Source organism: Orbus sasakiae (genome assembly GCF_039542345.1).
GTDB classification, from domain to species: Bacteria; Pseudomonadota; Gammaproteobacteria; order Enterobacterales; family Orbaceae; genus Orbus; species Orbus sasakiae.
In genome coordinates, this window is the sequence record NZ_BAABHY010000003.1 from 15845 (window position 1) to 36757 (window position 20913).

General features: G+C 37.1%; 18 protein-coding genes. 9 read left to right on the forward strand and 9 right to left on the reverse strand.

From position 1 onward, the window contains the following. The first annotated feature begins 118 nt into the window (after nt 1-118). Complete coding sequence (locus tag ABEA36_RS08655) at nt 119-703, forward strand: biotin transporter BioY (protein ID WP_345491125.1); 585 nt, start codon at nt 119-121, stop codon at nt 701-703. Further along, nucleotides 687-1265, forward strand: coding sequence for a YiiX/YebB-like N1pC/P60 family cysteine hydrolase (locus ABEA36_RS08660; RefSeq protein ID WP_345491127.1), 579 nt, complete (start codon nt 687-689; stop codon nt 1263-1265). The genes ABEA36_RS08655 and ABEA36_RS08660 overlap by 17 nt, the downstream gene beginning before the upstream one ends. 14 nt (nt 1266-1279) lie before the next feature. Here ABEA36_RS08660 and ABEA36_RS08665 read toward each other — a convergent pair whose 3' ends face one another. Both ABEA36_RS08665 and ABEA36_RS08670 read right to left on the reverse strand, forming a co-directional pair. Further along, complete coding sequence (locus tag ABEA36_RS08665; RefSeq protein WP_345491129.1) at nt 1280-2038, reverse strand: glycosyltransferase family 2 protein; 759 nt, start codon at nt 2036-2038, stop codon at nt 1280-1282. Further along, nucleotides 2031-2864 carry a glycosyltransferase family 2 protein gene (locus ABEA36_RS08670; protein ID WP_345491131.1) on the reverse strand — a complete coding sequence of 278 codons (834 nt, stop codon included), beginning with the start codon at nt 2862-2864 and terminating at the stop codon, nt 2031-2033. The genes ABEA36_RS08665 and ABEA36_RS08670 overlap by 8 nt, the downstream gene beginning before the upstream one ends. 165 nt (nt 2865-3029) lie before the next feature. Here ABEA36_RS08670 and coaD point away from each other — a divergent pair, with 165 nt between their 5' ends. The 3 genes from coaD to relA are packed head-to-tail and all read left to right on the forward strand — an operon-like array spanning nt 3030 to nt 7098. Next, entirely contained in the window at nt 3030-3506 is a 477-nt protein-coding gene (coaD, locus tag ABEA36_RS08675) for a pantetheine-phosphate adenylyltransferase (protein ID WP_345491358.1), read from the forward strand. Nucleotides 3507-3518: 12 nt separating this feature from the next. Further along, nucleotides 3519-4853, forward strand: coding sequence for a 23S rRNA (uracil(1939)-C(5))-methyltransferase RlmD (gene rlmD, locus ABEA36_RS08680; RefSeq protein WP_345491134.1), 1335 nt, complete (start codon nt 3519-3521; stop codon nt 4851-4853). Between the two features lies 1 nt (nt 4854). Further along, nucleotides 4855-7098 carry a GTP diphosphokinase gene (gene relA, locus ABEA36_RS08685; protein ID WP_345491136.1) on the forward strand — a complete coding sequence of 748 codons (2244 nt, stop codon included), beginning with the start codon at nt 4855-4857 and terminating at the stop codon, nt 7096-7098. A gap of 60 nt (nt 7099-7158) precedes the next feature. Here relA and ABEA36_RS08690 read toward each other — a convergent pair whose 3' ends face one another. Then, nucleotides 7159-9516: a helix-turn-helix domain-containing protein gene (locus ABEA36_RS08690; protein ID WP_345491138.1), complete on the reverse strand. Its 2358-nt coding sequence runs from the start codon at nt 9514-9516 to the stop codon at nt 7159-7161. A 202-nt stretch (nt 9517-9718) separates the two neighbouring features. On the opposite strand from ABEA36_RS08690, the gene ABEA36_RS08695 reads away from it, so the two are divergent. Together ABEA36_RS08695 and ABEA36_RS08700 are read left to right on the forward strand one after the other, a co-directional pair. Continuing rightward, nucleotides 9719-10888 carry a M20 aminoacylase family protein gene (locus ABEA36_RS08695; protein WP_345491140.1) on the forward strand — a complete coding sequence of 390 codons (1170 nt, stop codon included), beginning with the start codon at nt 9719-9721 and terminating at the stop codon, nt 10886-10888. 16 nt (nt 10889-10904) lie between these two features. Next, a complete protein-coding gene (locus ABEA36_RS08700) occupies nt 10905-12296 on the forward strand; it encodes an MFS transporter (protein ID WP_345491143.1) in 1392 nt (463 codons plus the stop codon). 86 nt (nt 12297-12382) lie between these two features. Here the strand turns inward: ABEA36_RS08700 and folA are convergent, their stop codons facing one another. Next, nucleotides 12383-12889, reverse strand: a complete 507-nt coding sequence (folA, locus tag ABEA36_RS08705; protein WP_345491145.1) for a type 3 dihydrofolate reductase — start codon at nt 12887-12889, stop codon at nt 12383-12385. A gap of 15 nt (nt 12890-12904) precedes the next feature. Further along, nucleotides 12905-13972 (reverse strand): MJ1255/VC2487 family glycosyltransferase, encoded by a 1068-nt coding sequence (locus ABEA36_RS08710; protein ID WP_345491147.1) that lies wholly within the window; start codon nt 13970-13972, stop codon nt 12905-12907. A 263-nt stretch (nt 13973-14235) separates the two neighbouring features. Between ABEA36_RS08710 and ABEA36_RS08715 the strand changes: the two genes are divergently transcribed. Continuing rightward, a complete protein-coding gene (locus tag ABEA36_RS08715; protein ID WP_345491149.1) occupies nt 14236-15684 on the forward strand; it encodes an LTA synthase family protein in 1449 nt (482 codons plus the stop codon). After that, complete coding sequence (locus ABEA36_RS08720; RefSeq protein ID WP_345491151.1) at nt 15684-16307, forward strand: LysE family translocator; 624 nt, start codon at nt 15684-15686, stop codon at nt 16305-16307. Before ABEA36_RS08715 ends, ABEA36_RS08720 begins: the two co-directional genes overlap by 1 nt. Before the next feature lie 81 nt (nt 16308-16388). Here the strand turns inward: ABEA36_RS08720 and dacB are convergent, their stop codons facing one another. The 4 genes from dacB to ABEA36_RS08740 form a co-directional block, all read right to left on the reverse strand. After that, a complete protein-coding gene (gene dacB / locus ABEA36_RS08725; RefSeq protein WP_345491153.1) occupies nt 16389-17861 on the reverse strand; it encodes a serine-type D-Ala-D-Ala carboxypeptidase in 1473 nt (490 codons plus the stop codon). A 79-nt stretch (nt 17862-17940) separates the two neighbouring features. Continuing rightward, entirely contained in the window at nt 17941-18900 is a 960-nt protein-coding gene (locus ABEA36_RS08730; protein ID WP_345491155.1) for a hypothetical protein, read from the reverse strand. 18 nt (nt 18901-18918) lie between these two features. Continuing rightward, nucleotides 18919-19551, reverse strand: a complete 633-nt coding sequence (lpoB, locus tag ABEA36_RS08735; protein ID WP_345491157.1) for a penicillin-binding protein activator LpoB — start codon at nt 19549-19551, stop codon at nt 18919-18921. Between the two features lie 10 nt (nt 19552-19561). After that, complete coding sequence (locus ABEA36_RS08740) at nt 19562-20911, reverse strand: COG3014 family protein (RefSeq protein WP_345491159.1); 1350 nt, start codon at nt 20909-20911, stop codon at nt 19562-19564. Nucleotides 20912-20913: the final 2 nt, after the last annotated feature.

The following is a 20913-nucleotide window of genomic DNA, read 5'->3' on the forward strand; positions in this document are numbered from 1 at the left end:
TTTTTTAACAATCATGTTTACTTTCATTAATGTAAACTAAATAATTAATTTTTAGTTTACAAATTAAATATAATTGTTCATTATAGGCACCTTATCAATCAGTAAAGGTCAATTTATTATGAAACAACTCACAGCATGTTATCCGGCATTTGCCGCAACATTCATTAATCTTTCATCATGGCAGCGTAAGCTCATTGCGACATCAACGGCGACGTTGATTTTAGGTCTGGCTGCAAATATCAGTATTCCGACGTACCCAGTGCCTTTTTCCCTGCAATCACTGGCAGTATTGCTTGTTGGTGCATTTTTAGGTCGTAAGCTCGGTGCGCTGGCATTAATACAATACCTGCTTGTTGGTGCGATCGGTTTTCCTGTTTTTGCTAATGGAAATGGTGGGATTGCTGCATTAATGTCACCTTCTGCTGGCTACTTGTACGGTTATGTATTGAGTGCTTACATTGCTGGTTTTGCGGCAGAAAGAGGGTATGATCGCAAGTTATTAACCGGTGTTATTGCCTTTGCGATTGCCCATCAAGTGTTATTTATTTTTGGTGTCGTTTATTTGGCATTTTATTTCCAAACCAGTTTAATGGATGCGATCAAAGTGGGCTATTTACCGTTTGTGGGGATTGATTTTCTGAAGTTTGTACTGGCTACTATCATCATGTTTATGTTGTGGCGAGTGCGTGCAAAGACATCGTAATATGTTCGATATCGGTGATCTTATTTTCCAGAGCCTCAAGGAAGAGGCTCCATTTAATCAAGCGGTTAGCCATAGTGGCCAACAAACACCAACCGAAAGTATGATAAGTGGTATTAACCATGTTGGTATCTATATCGGGCAAAATGTAGTGATTGATTCCACACCCAAAGAGGGGGTTATCGAACAAACACTTCATGATTTTTTGGCATCAGGCCAGCGTCACATCGTGGCAAGTGTCAATGAGTCTATCGTTGCTTACCGTGCAGTTCAACGGGTTAAAACGTGCCTCGGAGCTCAATATAATCATAGTTTTTATCCTAATGATCCTGGTTTTTATTGCAGTGAATTAGTCACGTATGCATTTAAAACCGAGCATAATGAGGATTATTTTGAACAATATCCAATGAATTTTAATCATGTGACAACGAAAACATTATTACCGTTTTGGCATCATTACTACCAGTCATTACAACGTGCGGTACCACAAGGTATGATGGGCTCACACCCACAACAGCTGCTAAGACAACATCATCTGTTCCGTAGCCTTAGACAGTGGATTTAAGTGCAAATACGGACTTATAATTTACCATTAGATTTATAAAGATAATATAATTTGACGTATTTATTCATCGTATAAAAATAGTGATTAACCGATAAAATCCAGCCCAATTTTCCATCTAAAATGCCACCTTGGATGAAATAGACTTTGATAAATGCCCACAACGGTCTTAGGACAATATCTTTAAAAAAAGCGCATTTTTTATTTTTTTGTTTGTATTTTTCAGCCGATAATGTTGTGTATTTATTGAATTTATTAAAATATTGTTCCCAATTATCATAGGTATAATGATACAGGTAAGCGGATAGCTTTTGGGTTGGGTAAGGCGTCACAACTTGTTCGTGGACATAGCCTTCAACATAGGTATCTTTTTTGGGCATCAAACGACACACAAAGTCAGGACGTAAAATACCATGCGTTGCGCGATTGAATTGAAATTTGTTTTGGCGCTGTATCCAATATGCGATAGGCTGATTTGCGATAACGGCTTGTTCAATTTGTGTCGCTAGCTCAGGGGAGACGCGTTCATCGGCATCAATGAGGAATATCCAATCATAACTAGCTTGTTCAATGGCAAAGCTTTTTTGCCCACCCCAATCACCGTTAAGGGCTCGCTGAATAACTTTTGCACCGAGGCTTGTCGCGATGTTTGCTGTCTCATCTGTGCTGTAATCATCAATGATGATAATCTCTTTAGCAAATTGGCAACTTTTAATGCAATCCGCAATATTGTGTTGTTCGTTTCTAGCGACAATTAATACTGATAAATCAATCATTTTTTACCTCTGACGCATGAGTGTCAGTTAAGTGTTGGCGAATACCTGATTCACAATAGTTAACATTATTTTTAATGGCTTCAGCCAACTTCTGATCATTTTCATCAAGACTATTTCTTGCATTTTCATGATGATAGAGATGATAGGCAACACCACCAAAACGTAAATCCTGCCTTTGTACACCACTATTTAATAACCTGACCACAAATTCACTATCCTCACGTCCCCAGCCGACAAACTCTTCATTAAATCCGTTGGTTTTAATGACATCCTCTTTCCATACAGCTAAATTACAGCTACGAATTGATTGGTATGATTTTTTGGACAGTAAAGGGCTGAAAATCTGTGATAAGCAGGGTGAGCAGATTGCATTAAACTTATTTTTAACATCAGTAGAAAAAAAGGGAATAGTGAGGTTTTTAGTCTTAAACAGCTGCTCAGTAAAGGGTTTTGTTAGAATAACTCGACGACCTTGTGTAAAAAAATGTTGTTTAGCAATACGTTTATGATCGCGAATAAAGTGGCGATGCAACAGCATATCGCCATCAATCATGACGATATATTCACATTGCGATTTAGCCATCGCAAGATTACGTGAACGCGCTGCGCGAAAACCTAAATCCTCTTGCCAGCTATGAATCAACGGTACGGGAAATGAGGGTTGATAATTAGCGATTAATTGATGTGTTTCTTCTTTCGAACCATCGTCCGCGATAATTACCTCATTAGGTAGTACCGACTGTTTTTTAATTGATAATAGCACCATTTCTAATGCTTGTGGCCAGTTATAAGTTGTCACAATTAGCGTGACTGATTTTGGTTGCATAATATAATCCAGATAGTGGCGATGTTAAGGGAAATACAACGAATGTTAATAAAATTATAATGCTGCATAAATAAGCTGCATATTTGCTAACATTTCTAACTAAACTTAGGTATGATATAGCCCTTAATTTTTTTTATATCATACACAGGTTTGCAGATGAAAAAAATGCTTACGGCAATTTTTCCTGGTACATTTGATCCGATCACAAATGGTCATGTTGATCTGATATCACGCGCTGCCTTACTGTTCCCTCGCTTAATTGTCGCAGTGGCTGAAAGCCCGAGCAAAAAAACCTTATTTTCACTTAGTGAACGTGTGGCGTTGGCGACTACCGCACTGAAACAGCTATCAAATGTTGAGGTCATTGGTTATTCTAATTTAATGGCGAATTTTGCTAGACAACATGATGCGACGGTTTTAGTTAGAGGTGTTCGTACAACCTATGATTTTGAGTATGAACGGCAACTGGCTGAGATTAATCGTAATTTAAAAGCTGATTTAGATACGATTTTCTTGATGCCTTCACTCGCTACTGGATTTATCTCATCAACAATTGTCAAAGACGTTGCATTACATGACGGCGATATTTCAACATTGGTGCCTAAACATGTTGAAGTCGCACTTTTAAAACGTTTTGTTTAGTATTGGTTTATTATGGTTTTATTTTACTCTCCACCTAAAAAAGTGGTATCTTCACAAAAAACAGTTAAATTACAAGTACACAGTGTTGATGCGTTTGGACAAGGTATTGCCCATTATCAGGGGAAAACCGTATTTATAAAAAATGCTTTACCCTCAGAAGAAGTTGATGCAAAACTGATTGAAGATAAAAAGCAGTATGCTAAAGCCCATGTTGTGAAATACTATACGAAGAGTGAACAGCGTATCGCGCCTCAATGCCAGCATTATAATGTGTGTGGCGGTTGCCAAATGCAGCATATGTCAATTGACATGCAGCATGCGGTCAAAGTAGAGGCATTTACAACGTTATTTAAAAAAGAGGCGAGTTACTCACTTGCTGCTGATGATATAAAGGTTATTTCATCAAGTCCTTACCATTACCGTCGTCGAGCCCGTTTGGCCGTCATGTATGAAAATCAACGTTTGGTAGTGGGATTTAGACAACAAGAGTCTAATCAAATTGTTGATATCAAAGCCTGTCCAGTACTTGTGAACGAGTTGGAGCAGTTGTTGTTACCGTTAAAAAATAGTTTGGCCGCCATCAAAGATAAAAAAGCGTTAGGTCATGTTGAATTGATCCATGTCGATAGTGGTACGATCATTGTGGTAAGACATGTAAGACCCTTGTCGGAGAAAGATACCGCATTATTATTTACGTTAGCAAAGAATCACCATGTTAGCCTCTATCTGCATGGCACTGAACTTGTCCATGTTGTTGGCCGGCAAGACCACTATTACTGCATTAAGCAACTTAAACTGACGTTTAGTCCGCTTGATTTTATTCAAGTTAATGGTGAAATTAATTTAAACATGGTTGAACAAGCGATAGCATGGCTAGCACTTAATCAACATGATGCAGTACTCGATCTATTTTGTGGTATGGGTAATTTTAGTTTACCAATGGCGACCCTTTGCCAGTATATCTCTGGGGTTGAGGGGGTGGCTGAATTAGTCGAAAAGGCAAAATTAAATGCGACGTTAAACCGTGCTCAATTAAGTGCACAGAGCCATTTTTACGTCAGTAATCTTGATAATGTCGACAGCCAGCCTACTTGGTACCCAGAGCAGATTAATAAAGTGTTATTAGATCCAGCAAGGCCGGGTGCTTTTCAGGTAATGGATAAAATTGTTGAACGTTATCCAAGTCATGTTGTCTATATTTCGTGTAATCCGTCAACATTGGTTCGCGATAGTAAAAAATTACTGCAAGCTGGTTATACACTAGCAAAAGCTTCAGTCTTGGATATGTTTCCTCAGACTAAACATATTGAATCAATGTTATTGTTTATAAAATCAGGAACAAAATAAGATGGTATCAATAAGAGAAGCGCACCAACATGAAAATGAGCATTATTCATTAGAGCAGTTAGATGTTGAACAGTGGGCCAAACATATCTTATCTTTAAACAGTCAAAGTGCTTATGACAAGTTTAAAGCGGTTTGGGATTTCTGTTTTGAAAAAAGTGCGGGTTCTGCTGAACAAAATCATTGTTTCGAAAATGCAATCGAAATGGTTGAAATTTTATCGATGTTAAATATGGATATCGATAGTTTGTGTGCAGCATTACTTTTCCCTTTCCTTGATGCCAAAATTATTCGTCGCGAAGATCTGAGCGAAGAGTTTGACCGTGAAATATTGCATCTGGTCACCAGTATTGTGCGAATGAAAGAGATTCGCCAATTACGCGCGATTCGAAACGGCACAGCAACGGCAGAACAAATTGATAGTATTCGTCGCATGTTATTAGCTATGGTGAATGATTTCCGTAGTGTGGTCATTAAACTGGCTGAGCGTATTACTTATTTACGCGATTTAATTCATGCACCACGTGAGAAGCAAGTGTTAGCGGCTAAAGAGTGTTTCAATATTTACGCACCCCTTGCTAATCGCCTAGGAATTGGTCAGCTTAAATGGGAAATTGAAGACTTTTGTTTCCGATATTTACACCCCGATGAATACCGTTTCGTTGCGAATAAATTACACGAAAAACGCATTGATCGTGAACGTTATATCAATGATTTTGTAGCCAATTTACAAAATGTCATGAATCAAGATCATATCAGTGCCGAAGTGTATGGTCGACCAAAACATATTTACAGTATTTGGCGCAAAATGGAACGTAAAAATCTGACCTTTGAAGATCTTTATGATATTCGTGCCGTGCGTATTATTTGTGATAAAGTTGAAGATTGTTATGCCGCATTAGGTATTGTGCATAGCCAATATAAACATATTGCGCGCGAGTTTGATGATTATGTGGCAAATCCCAAACCGAATGGTTATCAATCTATCCATACTGTGATTTACGGGCCTAAAGAAAACGTTATTGAAATTCAAATTCGAACACAGCAAATGCACAATGATGCTGAGTTAGGTATTGCTGCTCACTGGAAGTATAAAGAGGGCAGTACCGATAAAATGACGGCTTATGACCAACGTATTAGTTGGTTACGTAAATTACTTGCCTGGCAGCAGGAAATGTCTGAAAGTGGTGAAATCCAAGAACAAGTACGAAGTCAGGTATTTGATGATCGTGTTTATGTTTTTACGCCAAAAGGCGATGTTGTAGATTTGCCTACCGGTTCAACGCCGCTTGATTTTGCTTATCATATCCACAGTGATGTTGGTCACCGCTGTATTGGTGCCAAAGTCGCGGGTAGAATTGTGCCTTTCACCTATCAATTGAAAATGGGTGATGAAGTTGAAGTTATCACACAAAAACAGCCTAACCCAAGTCGAGATTGGCTCAATCCAAATTCAGGTTTTGTTAATAGTAGCCGAGCTCGTGCTAAAATTCAAGCTTGGTTTAAAAAACAAGATCGTGATAAAAATATTGCGGTCGGTAAAGATATTTTAGAGGGGGAGCTTGCACCTCTTGACTTAGCCATTAAGGATGTCGAAAAACTGCTCATTAATCGTTACAATGCTCACACGTTTGACGAAGTATTGGCGGGGATTGGGAGTGGCGATGTCCGTATTAATCAGTTAGCTAATTATTTAAATGCGCAATTTAATAAGCCAACTGCTGAAGAAGAAGATCAGGCTGCGCTGAAACAGCTGACACAAAAGTCGAATACTCAAACCAAGAGCAAGAAAAACAACAGTGAAATTGTGATCGAGGGGATTGGTAATTTAATGGTCACAATGGCAAAATGTTGCAGACCCATTCCCGGTGATGACATTGTTGGCTTTGTGACGTTAGGGCGCGGGGTATCAATTCATCGCGCTGATTGTGAACAGTTGCTTGAGCTAAAAGAACATGCTCCAGAACGCATTGTTGATGCAGCGTGGAATAGTCGTAATTTTAGTAGTTACACGATGGTAATGCGAGTGATTGCAAACGATCGCAGTGGTTTGCTACGTGATATTACGACGATTCTTGCCAATGAAAAAGTCAACGTACTTGGTGTTGCAAGCCGTAGTGATACAAAGCAACAAATTGCCACTATTGATATGGATATGGAAGTCAATAATCAAGAGTCACTTAATCGAGTATTGCAAAAACTCACCCAATTACCTGATGTGATTGAAGCTAAGCGGTTATCAAATTAATATAAATGTTTATTATCAAGCGGAAACAGAGGTTTCCGCTAGTTTGATATGTCACCTCAACTATTCGACGCGTTTTAATTCATAAAAATGAATCGCATTAATATCGAGTTTAGTGAGAACTTCCCATTTATCTTTTATGTTCTCATCATGTACCGCAAGTTCTGGTACAGTATTACGATTAATATATTCGATGATCTCCTGATCATAGCCAAATTTTGTTGAAAAATAGAGATATTGTCGATAAACCGCACCGTTTTGTTGGTCGAAGGTGTATTTTTTTATTTGGTAATTACCGGGCTTAATACCCATCAACGACACCAAACGCTGTTGCTGGAAACTTTGAATTAAATGTGCTTGAATCGAAATATGGGGATTAAAAACGGATACGTTGGTCAATATCATTTGATAGCCATAGGGATTTTCTGTAATCAAGTAATCGGCAGAACGCGCAATAATTCTACCTTTTAATTTATCTAAAAATTTCAAAACATAAAAAATAGGTCGTTTTGTATTAAAAAGGTAAAATAGGGCGATACGGCTGGTATCAATATGATTGGGTTTGTTTTCTTCTTGCTGCATTTCAGTATTTAGTACAATACCAATGCCGTTAACGTATTGAAACAATGCCAACAATGTTTGGAATATTAATGCACCACGAAAGTAACTCCCATTGGTGTGTCTAGTGTTACCTGTGAATGTATTCCATTTCATTAAATAAAGCGGGACATTGATATCGTTTCTTTTCAAAAATGTACGCAATTTTTGGGCTTTGCGCTGTAAACACATTACTCTATTATCTGGTGTTACGGTTTGAGATGTCTCTTCCGATAAGGGATCTGGTGTTGATGCATAACCTAAAAAGTCAGCTTGCTGGAGTAAATCTTTTGCTCCGTATGATTCTACCTCCCCCTCGTGATTGATGATTGGGCAATATAAGCCGACTTTACATTGTGGTATACATGACTGTATTGCCTGGCGAATTTGCACAAATGAATTAAAAAATTCATGGGCTGTTTTCGGGTTAAATTCAGACTCATCAATATAATAGATAAACTGCCAACGCTGCACATAGTCAAGACCATAATGATTCACATAATTTTGTAGAAATTTTATGATTTTATTCATGTAAATGTCGTTGAACATCTTAAAACTCTTGTGATAAATCCTCACAAATAGGGCAATGTTGTGTTTGTGTAAAAAGGCGATGGCTATATCACTGTTATAATAGGGGGAATGTGTTGGCGTTGGCTCGTCGGTGATGAATTCCGGTAAAATGGTATTTCCCGATATGAGATGTGATACTTCAACATAATTAATATGAGTGGTCTCTTTGAGTAAAGCGATCTGTTGTTTGACATTTTCTTTGAGGAGTTCTTGTAATTCACCCACGAAAATAATATAGGGAGTACTTGGAATAGTATCATCAATGGTTGATTGTGTGAGGTCTATAAGTTGTTCATCATAAGAGCTATATTCATTCGAAATCAGGTCTTGCGTGTTAATAATATTGACCAACAGTGGTAATAATTCAGCGACGGCAACGGGACTTTCTGTTTGTTGGGGTTCTTTACGATAATGGTTGACGGGTGTAAAAATTATATCAGCTTGGTTTGATTGGTATTCAATGCGGTATTTTTTAGGGGTAGTTTGATACTGTAATTTAAACATTTTAGTAAACTGCTTAACATCAAAAAAACCATGTTTTTCCGCAATTCTGTAAATCGGTGATTTGGTATGAATTAAGTCATGTGTTGCCCTTTCAAATTTTATATTGTTTAAATATTCAATAAAGCCAATCCCAACCTCTTTTTTAAACAAGCGTGATAAATAAGAGATCGAAATATATTCATGTTGTGCAACTTGCTGTAGTGAAATCTGTTTGTTGTAGTTATCTTCAATAAAGCGAATCGCATTTTTTATTTTATCACTATAGGTCAGTGCTTTATGGTCGATTTTTGATGTGGGCTCTCTAAAAAAAGAGACGAGAATCAATAACAAATGCGATAAAGAGTGATTAATTTCAAGTAAAGATTGCTGACTCTCTTTAAGGTAAGAGATCATAATATTTGCCAATAATCGACGAATATTATCAACGTAGTGTTTTTTGATATCCGGTGTTTCCATTTCACCCAGTATATAGCGACTAAAGAAATAGTTTTTATAATACCTGACACAGTATGCGTCAGCGATTTCCAAGTTTAGGACGATGTTAGCTTGTAGGCTATCAAGTTGATAAGGCGTATCACGATTGATGAGTAATATGTCGTTTTTTTGCAGGGTTTGGCAATATTCATTACATGTGACATTTACTGAGCCTTTTAACACATATAAAAGTGTGATGCCTTGGTAGCCGGTATTGACGACGTGGTATTTTTGCATCGCAGTTACTTGATATTCAGCCAAACTTTTCAACGGCATCGTTAATCCCTTAATTTTATTATGGTAATTGTCTTTTTGTTATACAGTGATGACAAAATTAACCCCTATTTATTTTGCATTATATTGCGCTTTAAATTCAATTCAACAAAAATCATGATGTTTTGTGATGAAAAACAACTTATTTTAGGGGGATATTGTTGCCTATAATAAAAACTCCATTCTTCCTACAGAGGATTTCAATATGAAGCAATTAATTCAAGAAATAAAAAAAATAGAAACAGAATTTGTTGATATTCGCCATCAGATTCATCAACACCCTGAAATCGGTTTTCAAGAGGTCAAAACCAGCCAATTAGTTGAAGAAAAACTACGTGAATGGGGCTATCAAATACAAAAAGGTTTTGCTGGCACGGGTATGGTCTCGACATTAAAAGTGGGCAATGGTAATAAAATACTGGGTATTCGGGCTGAAATGGATGCTTTGCCTATTCAAGAAAATAATGGGTTAGCGTGGATGAGTAAAATTGATGGTACGGCTCATTTATGTGGCCATGACGGTCATACGACAATGTTACTGTGTGCCGCCAAATACCTTGCTCAAACTAAAAACTTTAATGGTACCTTACATCTTATTTGGCAACCTGCGGAAGAGCTACTTTGCGGTGGAAGTAAGATGCTAGAAGAGGGCTTATTCGAGCAGTTCAAATGTGATCGTATTTATGCGATGCATAATATGCCAGGTTTAAAAGCGGGTGAGTTTTACTTCAAAAAAGGTAAAGCAATGGCCTCATCAGATACTATCGAGATTACGATTACAGGTGTTGGTGGTCATGGTGCATTCCCACATAAAGCGGTTGATCCAATTGTGATTGGTTCACAAATCGTGATGGAGTTACAAACGATTGTATCACGCAATGTTGATCCTTTCTCGCCAGCGGTGGTGACGGTAGGATGCTTCAAAGCGGGTGAAGCGGCCAATGTTATTCCGAATGAGGCTCTTTTAAAATTGTCAGTTCGTACACTGGATAATCATGCGCGTCAGATCGTCTTAAAACGTATCAATGAGATAGCAAAACAAGTTGCTGAAAGTTTAGGTGGTAAGGCTGACGTCAATCATATTAATGGCAGTCCAGTATTAACAAATGGCGACGATGCAACAGAGTTTGCCTATGAAGTGGCATGTAAGTTATTTGGTAAAGAAAAATGCCATGATGGAGAACCGTATATGGCAAGTGAAGACTTTGCATTTATGCTAGAAGCGCACCCAGATGGAAGTTACTTTTTTGTGGGTAATGGTCAAGAAGGGGTTAATGGTTGCCCTGTACATAACCCGGGTTATGACTTTAATGATAAAAATATTGTTGCTGGTGGCGCACTTTGGGCTGCAATTACTGAATCCTATTTAAAATAAATAATTGAGGCTTATTATGCAAAATAAAAACTTTGTGCCTAAAGATAAGATGCTGTTAGGTTTTGTGTTTGGGGTACTGACTTTTTGGTTATTCTCGTTATCCATGAATGGTGTTGTGGATAAGTTGGTGGTGGATCAATCATTAGGTTTATCTATTGAGGAAATTAACCTTGGTATTTCAATTACAGCATTATTTTCGGGATGTTTTATTGTCGTTGCCGGTGGTATTGCTGACAAGATTGGACAGATGAAAGTCGTTTACACCGGATTTGCGTTAACGATTATCGGTTCATTATTGTTAATTTTTGCTAATTCTTTCGTGATGTTCATCTGTGCCCGAATTTTACAAGGCCTGTCAGCCGCGTGTATTATGTCAGCAACACTCGCTCTAATTAAAAATTTCTATGAAGGGGCAGCCAGACAACGTGCATTAAGTTTTTGGTCTATTGGTTCATGGGGCGGTGGCGGTTTTTGTGCTTTTTTTGGTGATATTATTGCAACTAACTATGGTTGGAGAACCATTTTTATTATTTCGATTGTTGTTGCCATTTTAGGTATTCTTCTTATTTTAGGGACTCCAGATCGCCGTAATGAAAGCAGTAATACAAAAAGTAAATTTGACTGGAGTGGTTTGGTCTTCTTTTTAATTACGCTAATTTCAATTAACTTATTTGTAACCAATGGTAATAAAATGGGGTGGTTAAGCCCACTAATTTTAAGTGTTGTTGGTGTCACTATTGTTGCATTTATTCTCTTTTATATCATCGAAAAGACCAAAAAAGAGAAAGCCTTTATTGATTTTGCACTCTTTAAAAATGGTGGATTTAATGGTGCAACATTATCTAACTTTTTGTTAAATGCCACAGTGGGTGTTATTTCAATTGTACCATTTTACGTTCGTGATGGATTAGGTTTTGAGTATTATGGTTGGCTAACGATTGGTTATGCATTAACGGTGTTGGCTATGATTCGTGTTGGGGAAGTTGTATTGCGTAAAATTGGTGCTAAAAAGCCGATGTTGCTTGGTACCACTATCACAGGAAGTGGCATTTTATTAATGGCATTAACATTTTTACCCGTTAATGTTTATATTGTTGCTGTCGTTCTTGGTTTTTTCTGTTTTGGATTGGGGCTCGGATTCTATGCGACGCCTTCAACAGATACAGCAATTTCTAACTCGCCAAATGAAAAAGCAGGTGTTGCATCAGGTATTTATAAAATGGCCAGTTCATTAGGCGGTGCGTTTGGGGCAGCGATATCGATTGCTGTGTATAACTCATTATTACCTGCAGCACCGAGTTTAGCGGATATTGAATGGGCGGCAAGTATTACATTATGGGTTAACGTGTCTTTTTGTGTGCTATCGATATTATCGATTCTTGTGCTAGTACCAAGTAAAAAATCATAACACCTATTTAATTGATGTTCTGATATAACAAAACTGCACTCTCATTATTCGGAAGTTGGATAATCAGAATTGCAGTTTTTGTATGATCATATTTCTGTATTATTCACGTCACGTTGTAAAATTTCGAATGTATATTGATATGGATTTTTGTTATCAGCTTGATGACTTTCTACGAACACTTGTTGCCATTTTTCAGGATGATATTTTGGAAAGCGAGTATCCCCATCAAGCTTTGCATCAATATGGGTGAGGTAAAGACGCGCCACTTTTGGTAAAGCTTGCAAATAAATATTGCCGCCACCAATGATAAAGACTTCTTCATTATGTTGTGTCAAGTCAAGTGCTTGCTCAAGTGACGTTACCCAAGTGATATTCTCATTATCACTGTGCTGTGGTGTACGGCTAATGATGATATTGTGTCGATTAGGTAACGGTCTGCCAATCGATTCAAACGTTTTGCGTCCCATGATAACCGGTTTATTCAACGTGTTTTTTTTGAACCACGCTAAATCGGCGGGTAAATGCCAAGGCATTTGGTTATTAAGACCAATGACACGATCATTGGCCATTGCCACAATAATACTTAACATCATTTTTTACTCGCTTTGTTATATCGCATAACCCAATGCTTTTATCTTTTGTTGCACATGACGTGGAAACACTGTTTGTTGCCATAAGCGTTTACTGAGCTCACTTAATGGCTCTTTTTGACCTGACACAATCCAATTCGCCAAATGGGTTGCGACATCAGGATAGATGACCGCTGATGGTGATGGTTGAGTTAACCAATGTTCAACCGCTTTTTTATCTAATGAATGCATCACCGTTGCTAAGTTTAGTTGACCAAGACAATCGGCATTGTAAATTTGTTCAAACTGACCTGAAACGGGTTTTGTTAAAATCTTCTTACCTAATACCAGCGCTTCAGAGATTAATGCAAAACCTGTATTGGAAATAATCCCTGAACATGATGCAACCGCCTGAGTGAAACTATCACGACTTAGGGGCCTAAGCTTTACCAAATTATTGATATCCGGTTGCTTGATATCAGGATGATAGCATTCAAATTCATAATGTTGACTAAATGGAATGAGAAGCGTGATGATATCTTCAATGGATTCAAAGGGCAGATAGACGATAATTTTACCGTTTTCTTGTTGACTCACAAGAGGATCAATCATAGGGGGAACTAGGGCATGACCAAAATGAAACCAGTGTAAGCCAACGGGTTTACTCACTGGTGCATAATACTTCATAATCGCATTGGCAAGTGGGCCATACTCTTTAGGTTTTAAGTATTGGCATACAGCTTGATTACTGATACCTAAACATTCTCTTTGCTGGTGATGTGCAGCCCATGCACTTAATGGCTCAAAGTCACTAATAATCGTGTCATATTTATCAAGTTGTAGATCTCGCACATCTTTAATTAGTCGAAAAGCACGAATACGTTGGACCGTTTTACGTAGGTTAATTTTGCCATTTTTTGTTGCAAAACTCATTCCTTCATACGTTTTGTAGTGGCCAAATGCTTGCATATCAAAATAATCTTTTGCATCGCGACCACTAAACATATAGTCAACTTGTGCACCTGCTTTATCTAATGCGTTTGCTAAGGTCCGACAGCGGCTTATGTGCCCATTACCGGTGCCTTGAATCCCAAAAAGGATCTTCATCGTGTTCCCTTGTGATATCTTACTGATATGATTATCATTGTTGTTATCATAACAGAATCTATTTTATTTTTACTATAAATGTGACAAGCAAAATGGAAATAAGTTCTCTGAAAATACGTAATGGATTATGATATGTGCAATCAACGTTGTCTGTTACTTATATTTCGTACAAAATACACATTATCTTCCTGCGTTGAAATACTGCACCTCTTAGCATTAGTAGTATATACTATGGCATATTTCACTATATGATACTCAATACTATGTTAGCTCTATTTCCTGTCAACGCGTGGATTGTATTTCCGCTTTTAATTATCTCAATTATATTGGCGTCTTTCTTTAATGCAAAAAAGGTCAAATTGACCATCATTATTTTGATGACAATTTTCATTGTGATGGAACTGATTTCAATTTATTTTAGTGGTGGCTTTATTGATTATCAGTTTTATGTGAATCTTAATATCAATGATATTATTGAAGGGTTATTTATATTTAAATTACAAGCCTTGCTCACGATTGTTGTTTTTTTTGTATTTGTGTTTCTACTCTTTAAATTAGCCAGTATTTGCCAGAGAAAACTCAATGTCATGTTGAGACTGATGGGGCTAGTTATTGCCGTTATTTCACTTAATTACGCTCATGGTCCGATTGATAAGCTCGGTGAAATATATCAAGTTACACAATCACCTAAAATCGCTTTTAATGATGCGCTACAAAAATTCAACTTAAGTGATTATCCGACCAAGGATCAGATTCAAACTGTTGCGGGAAAAAATATTATTGTGATTTCCGTTGAGTCTTTTGAACAAGGTTTTTTTGATCTTGAGCAGATTACACCCAATCTAAACAAACTTCGTCAAAAGTATGCGTTTTATCCCAATATGCCAATGAGTACCGGCAGTTCTTGGACGACAGCCTCGATGTATACCTATATGACGGGTATGCCATTTTTAATTGGCGGTATGAATACCACGCCACTAAGTGATGTCACACAGACGCAGCTTGTCAGCTTAGGTGATGTATTACATAAAGCGAATTATCAAACTAAATATATCATTGGTAGCCCGACATTTGCTGGGATCGGGCATATCATTTCTATGTTTGGTATTGACATTATCTGTGAAAAAAATTATCCCGGTGTTTACCCACCAGCACCTTTTGGTCTGTATGATAAAGATACTTTTGATATCGCGAGAAAACAGGTTGATGAACTTTCTCAAAACGATAAACCTTTTGCGCTTTTTATCTCGACCATCTCAACCCATGCACCAAACGGTTTTTATGATGAACGTATGGAAACGGTGATTAATCAACATCAAGATAATATGTCTTTTGTTGCATCATCGCTTGATTATAACTTAAGTCAATTTATTGCTTACCTTGAACAAAAAAGGATATTAGACAATACGGTATTTTATATTTTTCCTGATCATCTGATGATGGGCTCTGGTACGCAAACCATTGCAAATTTATCAAAAAATGAGCGACGGTTATACTTATTAACCAATGCTGCGGCAGCCGATTTACCTTATGCTGTAACTGATAATATTTATCAGGTTGATATGCCAAGAATCATTTTAGATGGCGCTAAGGTAAAAAGTAATGCTAAGTTCCTAACCGACTATTTAGAAAAAGGGCTTAATAAAAAAGTCTTTATTGAAGAACATAAATCAGATATTGCAACGATTAATCAATCGGCTGGAGCCGAGTAATGGGTTGGGATGCTTTTTTATTTGTTGCAACAATAAGCTTTTTAGGCATGATCTCCCCGGGTCCAGATTTTTTCTTAGTCATGAAAAATAGCCTAAGCTATCCACGTAAATATGCCATGATGAGTTGTTTTGGTGTCGTCATGGCCGTGCTGACACACATGAGTTATTGTGTTGCTGGAATAGCAGTCATTATTCAAACAACACCGTGGTTATTTACCATATTACGTTATGTCGGCGCGACCTACTTGATCTGGCTTGGTATTAAAGCATTATTGGCAAAAGCGGGCGGTTCAACTTATCTTGGTAGGGGAACCTTTACACAGGCAATTAGCTATAAAAAAGCATTTATGCAGGGATATTTGTGTAATTTACTTAATCCGAAGGCAACACTGTTCTTTTTAGCCATTTTTACACAAGTATTAGCGATTGATTCGACATTGTTTGACAAGCTTTTTGTGGCTTTTATTATTTGGATTGAAGCGGTCATTTGGTGGCCGTGTGTGGTGATCGTTTTTCAGTCTGAAATTGTTCAACGGCGCTATTTTAAAATCCAATGTATTGTCGATAAATTATTAGGTGTAATTTTGATTGCTTTAGGTATTAAGGTTGCATTGGGCATATAGTGACTGGGCACTTAATACCGTATCATTAAGGTAGCATAATCACCAAATTACGATAAACAAAACGGATTATTATTTGTTTTGTTATGGTTTGATAAAACCATGATAAAGTGCCTTTTCAAATTCAATAATGGCTGTATTTTTTGGCTCATCACTATTATCACTGACATGGTTATAGCCTGAAATAAACTGAATAAAGGCAATATAGTTATCTTCTTTCAATTTGATGAAACCCGCTAAATTATAGTTACCTTCTAAATAGCCTGTTTTTGCATAAACAATGGATTTAAGTTCATTGTTAGAAAAACTTTTACGGTATTGCAAGGTACCATCAACGCCCGCAATGGGCAACATCTCAATCATATGTAATGTATCGTTATTCGCCGCAATGTATTGTAATATTTGCATGAGCTTATTGGCATCAATAAGATTAAGGCGTGATAGGCCGGAACCATCCGCAATGACGGCATTTTCTAAATCAATTCCGGCTTTTTCACGCAAAATTAACTTTACCGCATCACTGGAATTACGCCAACTACCTGGAATATTAAAGTAGTGAGCGCCAATGGTTCTAAATACTGTGTCTGCAATCAGATTATTTGATTTTTTTAGCATAATCGTTAATAGCTCTGACAATGGGGCTGATTGGTTGATCGCTAACGGTGCCAACGAGGTCGTAATTGTATTTTTACTTTCGATAATTTTACCATTTAACTTAATCTTTTTTTGCGCTAATTCAGTTCTTAAAATAGCGGCGAAGTAATCAAAACTATCGTTTACAGCAAATTTAAAATAACTTTTTTTACTACTTTGCTTAACGCAGCCAGTGAGAAAGTATTGGTTATTAACAATAGGTACCATATCAAGCTCACAATATTTGTCTTCTAATGAGTCTGAATAGTTGCTAATTGTTCGAATATGACTGGTGATACTAACCGGGTACAGTGATGAGACAGACGTTGTCGCTTTATCTCCAATTTTTTTAGCAGGTAAAACCCCTGCATAAAAGCAGTTATCATCAATAATAATCGCAGCCGGTTTTGTATTATAGCAAGCCGTTAGATTGTTCCATGACCAACCAGAAGCCTTATCATGACCCATAAAGATAGAGGTATCAATGACAATGTTACCCGTAATTTTATCAATGCCCTTAAGTTTAAGTACTGTCAGCATTTCATTCAATTGTTTACGGGTAAATGTAGGATCGCCGCTCATTTGGATAATTAAATCACCTTTAAGTTGCTTGTCACTGATTTTACCATTAGTCTGAAAGCGCGTCATAAATCGGAAATTAGAACCAAGTTGTAGTTCTGCAGCTAAGGCGGTGACAAGTTTTTGTACACTTGCAGGTTGTTTAAACTGATCGTTTTGATAAGCGATTAATGTGGTTGGGGTTTTTTCTACGGTTTGCACCAAGATTGATAAATCAGTTCCTTTTGGTAAAAGTGGTAGATAAGGTTCAAGTTTAGCCTTATCATCAGCATAGCAATAGATAGCTGTTTGCATCATTATTGAAAAAATGATGAATTTACTGATTGTTAAAATGAATTTTTGCATATCTACCATGACTGACTAAAATGGGATTGATAAATTGCAGCGCCGATACGACACTACACCAATGCTTATCGTTTAAAATCTAATCAAAAGGCAAGATTACGCCACCTTGTTCTGTGCGTTTAATCAATTCCGGTGCGACAATTGTTGTTGACGCGGTCGGTTTACAGATATCACCTTTGTTTGCTTCCCCACTTAGCATTTCACCATAAGCAAGCACTGAACTACTATGAGTAATAAAGAGTTTACCAACAATATTTTGTTCATAACCTAATAGGCTATCGGTATAGACATCTTTCACTTTTTTACCTAAACGCATCACATCACATTGTGAACCCATTGGTAGAGGGTGATCTAGCATGATTTCATGATTTTCATTAGCGAGAATTCGGATCGGATAGATCTCATTGATAATTTCATTTTTCATGAGATCAGCAATTGATTTTAATGTGTTATTAATTGTTGTGCTAAAGGTTTCATTATTTGTCGTACTTTTTAATTGGTAACGTAATGAACGGCTAAACACAATTTTATTACTTTTTACATCAATAATTTGGTATAGCACGGTTGCTGAAACCGTTTTTTCTTCGACACCTTGGCCTGTTGCTTTTAAAATACGAACCGTTTCTTGTGTATCAAGTTGGTTTAGCGTACTTTGTAGATAAAAATCAGCGGTGGTCACTGGGGCACTTGTCGCCTCATCATGTCTTGCAGTAGCATCACTTGCTAAAATATCAAAACGATGAGTTTCATATAATGCGGTAACGATTTCATGTGATAACGTATTAGATAAGCCACTTGGTGAAATTGGAAAGGTATTTTGGGTCGTCAAATCGATTTGCGCAGGCAATACGGCCATTTTATAGCGCTCAATTTGTGTTTCACCTAAACCATTTTCATAATGACTTTGAATTTCAACAGATTGGTTTATTTCGTTAGTTGTATGAGTATCGGTTTTATGGTGATTATCCGCCTGTGAACTACAAGCAGATAACGTGATGACCGAAATAATACCTAAACTTAATGTTGTCAGTTTATTCATGACAGATTCCTTATCAATTTACCAAGCCGTTGATTTGTTACTACCTAGCTTACGTACCGTACTTTCATTTTCCCAATAAGCCAGACCACTTTTAATATCCGTTAAGGTTAATTGTAAGTAGTATTCAACCAATTGTTTGTTTTTACCCGTACGAGCAATTCGTTGTAGAATTTTACCGGTTAATGAAAAATCGGGCGCATATAATGTGCCTTTGCCCGCAATGGTATCTTGTTTAAATTCATCATTACCGCGTAGTTCACGTACATCATAAATTAAATCATCAACATTATTGCTGTTGCCTGCTATCGCTGTTGTGATGACCGCTTTTCCTGATTGTAACATACCGATACGAATTTTTTTGATTAACATGTCGGTATCAATTCGCATGGTTGTGTCATTGACCACTTTACCGATAGCAACAACATAACGCCCACCACCAGGTTTATTCAATGCATTACTGGCTAATAGTGAATTTAGCGACTCCTGTGCAGCGCGTTCAAAATCCTGACTATCTAAGCCAAAGCTGATGGCGTCATCTGCATTATCATCAGTGACATATTCGACATTGGATGAACAACCAGTAAGGGTTATTGCGAATCCTAATGCAATGATCACACTGATTTTTTTGAAAGAGTTAACTAAATTAGTCATATAAGCCTCATTAATGGTTATTTGTGCTTTTTTGGATAAGATGAATTGTATAATGATCCACGATATTTGATTTAATGTAAATAATAGCATCACGATCAGTTTGTAGTGAGTCAATTTGTGTCAATACGCTTCCATCAGGTTTATAAATTGTTAAGGGTTTATCGGTTAAATCGGTTCGTGCAACTTGTAAGCTCTTTGGCATTGCTCGCCATTGCCTTACATCCGCCGTATCGGTTGCTAATTGGTATAAAAAGCCCCACCATTTACCACCATAGTCTTCGAGATTTTTTTCGAGTGCATATTGTATCGCTGACTTGGCAATCATATTGAGCATTGCTTCCGTCATGATTGCGGGTAACTTTTTATTAAATTCTTGCTGCACGATATTATCCATGCTTGTCATTTCAGTTGTTGCTTGTTTATTAAGTAATAAGTAGGGATAAGATGCTGTGCGTTTATAGATAGTTGGTAAACTAATATCCGTTGTAACAACATTGTTGGTAAATAAATATGATGGAAAATGATAAGTAAAAGCACGTTTAATCATGCCTTGTCCATTTTCATAAATTAGCCATACATAGTGTTGTTTTCTTAGCTGACTTTGTTCTGTTAGCTTTAAATCTTGTTGGACCTGATTGTCCTTCGGTAACATTCTTGCTGTTTGCTTAAATAAGTCGCGAGCCTTCGTATAATCGTTATCTAAATAGAAGAATAAGCCACTTATGTAAGTTGCAAAAGGGTTGATAAAATTGGGATATACTTGCTCTGGTGCAATATCACCGCGGTAAGTCTGTATTTGTTGGTTTGCAGCAATCGGTTGACGAATATCTTGCATATATTGTGAACGATTATAAACGTGATAGGCCTCTGCAATTTCTTTTTCAAAAAACTCGGCAGCACGGCGTTGCCTATCTAGTACACGGTTAAATTCTACCCTTGCATTATCAAAGTCTTGTAAGGACATAAAGTTAAGTCCTTTATAGACATTCATCATGATTTTTTCGTAGTTTTCACCTTGGTATTCATTAATATTATTATTAATAAAAATCGAACCAATAGAATGACCAGCAGAACTGATCGCTAGAGCAAGTTCTTGTTGTTTAAAAATGGCTTCGGCTATATCGAAATATTCAATACTTTTTTGATAATCACCACACTGGCGAGCTAAAGCGCCACCATTTAAATTCCATAAAAGTGGGTCGCTTTTAATTTGCTCATCAATTGACTCATAGTTGCAATCACGACTATTTAGCTGTTGTTCATAATGGTCAAGTCCTTCTTGATAGCCTAAAATGGCCGAGCAACCATTTAAGGATAACAGCATTATTGTTATAAAATATAAACGAACAGTAATTTGCATAA